Consider the following 4,767-nt stretch of genomic DNA (forward strand, 5'->3'; position numbering starts at 1 on the left):
GGCTGGAGGCCCGATCGGTTGCGGGCCGGCGTTCAGCCCGCGTTGGCCAGGCCCTGGGCGGCGAGACGCAGGCCCGGGCGCAGCGCCAGCGCGCGGCGGAAGTCGGCGGCCGCGCCGGCCTTGTCGCCCTGGGCCAGCCGCAGTTCGCCGGCACGCACGGCAATCGGGATCGGCCACAGTGGCGGTTCGCTGTAGGGCAGGCGGGCCTCGACGGTTTCCAGCGACTGGTAGAGACGGAGCGCGGCTTCAGTGTCGCCGCGCGCGGCCAGCAGGTGCGCCTGCGCCGACCCATCGATCATCGCGATCAGCCGCTGGCGCGTGTCTTCCGGGCTGCGACCGGGCCTGAAGAAGGCGGTGCGGGCGCTGCGCAGCGCCTTCAGCTCGGCCGTGGCGGCTCCGATCTGGCCCTTGCTGGCCAGCGCCTCGGCACGCGCGCCGCGCCACAGGATGCGCGTGAGGGCAAGGCGGCCATCGGGTTCCGGCATGGCCAGCACCTCGTCTTGTGTCATGAAATGCAGTCGGGCTTGGGTGCTGCTCAGCCGGCGCATCTCGGCGCGGGCGTTGCCGGCCACCTTGTCGGGCGTCAGCGAGGCTTCGAGTGCCGTGGCGGCGGCCAGTGCCGTCGCCCGGTCACCCAGCTGCATCGCAGATGACAGAATGAAGTGGGTGTGGTGGTTGAAATAGCCATAGAAGCGCGGTTCGGCACCCACGGCGCGGGCATAGGCTTCATCAGCGGCAATGGCGCGCTGATTGGCGGCAACACTGTCGGCAAAGCGGCCGAGACGATACCAGGTGTGGCTGGGCATGTGCACCATGTGCGGCGCGGCCGGCGCCACGCCTTCCAGCCGCGCGGCGGCCGCAGCCGCGCGTTCCGGATGGCCAGAGGCTTCAGTGAGGTGGATGAGCAGGTGGATGGCCTGCGGGTCATTGGGTGCGCGGGCCAGCACAGTCTCGGCAAGCGCAATCGCCGTGGCGGCACGCCCCTTGTTGGTGATGCCGTCCGCTTCCCAGTAATCCCAGGGCTGGGCTGACATGATGGCTTCGGCGGCCATGACCGCCAGCAGATTGTCCTGCGGCCAGCGCACGCTCAAGGCCACCATCATGTCGGCATAGACGTCACCGTGCACGCCATTGTCATTGCCGCCGGGGGCTTAGCGGGCATGTAGCGCTTCCGCCAGCGCCTGGCTGCGCACATCAAGGCCGGGGCTGGCCAGCGTCTGGGCCACCAGGGCGCGAGCCTTGGCGATGATGTCTGCACCGATCGGCCCGCTGTTGATATAAGGACCCAACGCCAGCGCCTCGCCCCACAGGCACATGGCGCAGGCTGGGTCGCGGCGCCGGGCTTCGCGGAAGCTTTCCAGCGCCTCGTCATAGTCAAAGCCCCACAGCTGCCCCAGGCCCTGATCGAAAAAGGCCTGCGCCTCGGCATTGCTGGTAACCGGCATGTGCGCCGGGGTCAGGCCGGGCACCAGCACCATCGGGCCACGCTGCTCTGCCGCCGCGCCGATGCCTTCGCCGGTGCCGCATCGCGACGTTGCAGTGGCGGCCGCCACGGCCTGATCGGCGGCACTGGGTGGCGGCGTGGCCGGGGCGGCAATGGTGGCGGCCGAGACGGCAAGGAGCAGGCGGCTGATCATGGCACGTAACGTGAAACAGGCGGCTGCACTTGGCAACCGCCTGTTGGAACCCACGCCCGTTGTTTAGCGATCAGACGTCGAGGAAGCTGCGCATCTTGCGGCTGCGCGACGGGTGCTTGAGCTTGCGCAGCGCCTTGGCCTCGATCTGGCGGATACGCTCGCGGGTGACCGAGAATTGCTGGCCGACTTCTTCCAGCGTGTGATCGGTGTTCATGCCGATGCCGAAGCGCATGCGCAGCACACGCTCTTCACGCGGGGTCAGGCTGGCGAGTACCCGGGTCACCGTTTCCTTGAGGTTGCTGTGGATGGCCGCATCCACCGGGATGACAGCGTTCTTGTCCTCTATGAAATCGCCGAGGTGGCTGTCTTCCTCGTCGCCGATCGGCGTTTCGAGGCTGATCGGCTCCTTGGCGATCTTCATCACCTTGCGTACCTTTTCGAGCGGCATCGACAACCGCTCGGCCAGTTCCTCCGGGGTCGGCTCGCGGCCGATCTCGTGCAGAATCTGGCGGCTGGTGCGCACCAGCTTGTTGATCGTCTCGATCATGTGCACCGGAATGCGGATGGTGCGGGCCTGGTCGGCGATCGAACGGGTGATCGCCTGCCGGATCCACCAGGTGGCATAGGTGGAGAATTTGTAGCCGCGGCGATACTCGAACTTGTCCACCGCCTTCATCAGGCCGATATTGCCTTCCTGAATGAGATCAAGGAATTGCAGGCCGCGGTTGGTGTATTTCTTGGCGATGGAGATGACGAGGCGCAAATTAGCCTCCACCATTTCCTTCTTGGCAATGCGGGCTTCGCGTTCGCCCTTCTGCACCATGTTGACGATGCGGCGGAACTCGCCGAGGTCAACGCCCGTGGTCTCGGCAATGCCGGCCAGCTCGCGGCGGTTCTGGTCGATCGACTGGCCCTCGGCGTCCGCAAAGGCCGCCCACTTCTTGTCGATGCCCGAAACGCGCGCCAGCCAGCCATCGGCCAGCTCGTTACCGACATATTCGTCCAGGAAATTCTTGCGCGGAATCCGGTGCTTGTCGGCCAGGCGCAGCATGTTGGAGCCCAGCGCCATCAGCCGCTTGTTCTGGGTGTAGAGCGCTTCGACCAGCAGTTCGATCTTGTTGTTGTTGAAATGGATCGACTGCACGCCGCGCGTCAGTTCCTCGCGCAGCTTCTGGTATTTCTTCTCGTCGCCATTGGCGAAGGCCGGGCCGCCGTGCAGCGACGACAGCCGGGCTTCCTGCAGCTTGTGGAACTTCTTGTAAGTGCTGGTGATCTCGGCGAACTTCTCGAGCGCAGCCGGCTTCAGCTGCTCTTCCATCTGGCCCAGCGAGAGCCCGCCCTCGTCATCATCCTCGGCCTCGGCCGCGCGCTGCGGGGCGCGGCGTTCGGTGAATTCGTCTTCCTCGTCAGCAGGGGCACTTTCCGCCTCCGGTTCCTCGTCTTCCTTGAACTGCACGGTGGGCAAGTCGCCGCCTTCGGCCGGCTCTTCGCCATCCTCGCCCGGCACCTTGGCCAGCATGGCCTCGAGATCGAGGATCTCGCGCAGCTGCATGCGGCCTTCGTTCAAGGCGTTCGACCATTCGATGATGGCCTGAAAGGTCATCGGGCTTTCGCACAGCCCGGCGATCATGGTGTTGCGGCCGGCCTCGATGCGCTTGGCGATGGCGATCTCGCCTTCGCGGCTGAGCAGTTCCACCGCGCCCATCTCGCGCAGATACATGCGCACCGGATCATCGGTGCGATCCAGCGGCGCCTTGACGGCGGCAACCGGGGCGGGGGCGAGATCGCCATCCACCGGTTCGGCTTCGGCCTCTTCCTCTTCCGGCGCGTCGCCGTCGTCGGCCGATTCCTCGTTCTCGACGACGTTGATGCCCATCTCGTTGATCGCGGACATGATGTCCTCGATCTGCTCGCTGGTCATCTGGTCCTGCGGCAGGGCCTCGTTGATCTCGTCATACGTGATGTAACCGCGCTTCTTGGCGCGGGCGATCAGCTTCTTGATCGAGGCTTCGTTGAGATCGATGAGCGGAGCATCGCCATCCGCCTTGGCATCCGTGGCTTCGTTCGCGACCGTCTTGGCCATCTGTGTCACGCGTCCTTTGCCCAAGGGGGCGATTGCCCCATCAAATCCGTTCCATAACGTGCAACAGCCCGCCCGCCTGGAAGTCATCCCGGCGGTGCAGGCCTCGGCTTGCGCGCATATTATACCGCACCTTTAGCCGTCTCGCCGCGATTCCGCCAGCTTCATCATCGCCGCATCCAGTGCCTCGATGTCCTGGCGCAGATGTTGCTGCGCATCCCAGTCTGCTTCATCCAGGCTGGCCTGGAAGCGCTGCGTTGCTTGCGCCAGCGCTTCAACCAGCCCGGCCCGGGCGGTGGCCTGGGCCAATGTCATGGCGAAATCCGCTTCAGCCACGCTGGCCGGCGTTTCCGCCCGCGTGAAACTCAACCTGAGGCCGTTGCCGCGCCGGATCCGCTCCGCTTCGGCTGCCAACCCGATGTCAGCTAGATGGGCAAGCAGCTGTGCGCTTTCAAGGCCATGGTCTGCCGCCGTCATCGCCAGCACGGCGCCGAGCACGGCGGCATCGCCGGCATCAGTGGGCCGCAACGCCGCCAGCGCGTCATGATGGGCATCGGCCAGGCCCGGCCGCAACAGCAGCCCGGCCAGCACGGCCTCCATCACCGGATCATGGCCGCGGGCGACCATGGCCTTCAGTGCAGGCGTGGCGGGCGGGATCGGGGCCTGCCACTTCTCGCCGGGCTTGCGCGGTGTCCACGGCGCGCGCTGCGGCCGGGCCATGAAGGCGTTTTCGAAACGCTGGTTGAACTCGGCCTGGTAGAGCGCGCGCACGTCAGGATCGGCGATGCTGGCCGCCGCCTCGCGCAGGTGCAGCCGGGCCTGGGCGCGGCGTTCGGGGGTCGCGGTTTCCAGCCCCACCGTTTCCGTTGCCCAGACATGATCGATCAACGGCACGGCTGCCGCCAGCACCGCCTCGAATGCAGCGGCGCCGCCGCTGCGGCACAGATCGTCCGGGTCCTGGCCCGGCGGCAGGGTGGCGATGCTGAGCGACTTGCCGGGCTTGAGCAGCGGCAGCGCCCGCATGGCAGCGCGGGTGGCGGCGCGCTGGCC

Annotated in this window: 3 protein-coding genes and 1 pseudogene; all 4 read right to left on the minus strand. The window is 66.8% G+C overall.

The annotated features are described in order from the left end of the window. Positions 1-32: 32 nt before the first annotated feature. A complete protein-coding gene (locus GJ693_RS13930) occupies positions 33-1,127 on the minus strand; it encodes a hypothetical protein (protein ID WP_156256881.1) in 1,095 nt (364 codons plus the stop codon). A gap of 24 nt (positions 1,128-1,151) precedes the next feature. Then, positions 1,152-1,637 carry a hypothetical protein gene (locus GJ693_RS13935; RefSeq protein WP_156256882.1) on the minus strand — a complete coding sequence of 162 codons (486 nt, stop codon included), beginning with the start codon at positions 1,635-1,637 and terminating at the stop codon, positions 1,152-1,154. A gap of 70 nt (positions 1,638-1,707) precedes the next feature. Continuing rightward, positions 1,708-3,720, minus strand: a complete 2,013-nt coding sequence (rpoD, locus tag GJ693_RS13940; RefSeq protein WP_156256883.1) for an RNA polymerase sigma factor RpoD — start codon at positions 3,718-3,720, stop codon at positions 1,708-1,710. 132 nt (positions 3,721-3,852) lie between these two features. Next, positions 3,853-4,767 (minus strand): annotated as a pseudogene (locus GJ693_RS17050) (DNA primase); the annotation flags it as partial.

The organism is Sandarakinorhabdus oryzae, assembly GCF_009733735.1.
GTDB lineage: Bacteria > Pseudomonadota > Alphaproteobacteria > Sphingomonadales > Sphingomonadaceae > Sandarakinorhabdus > Sandarakinorhabdus oryzae.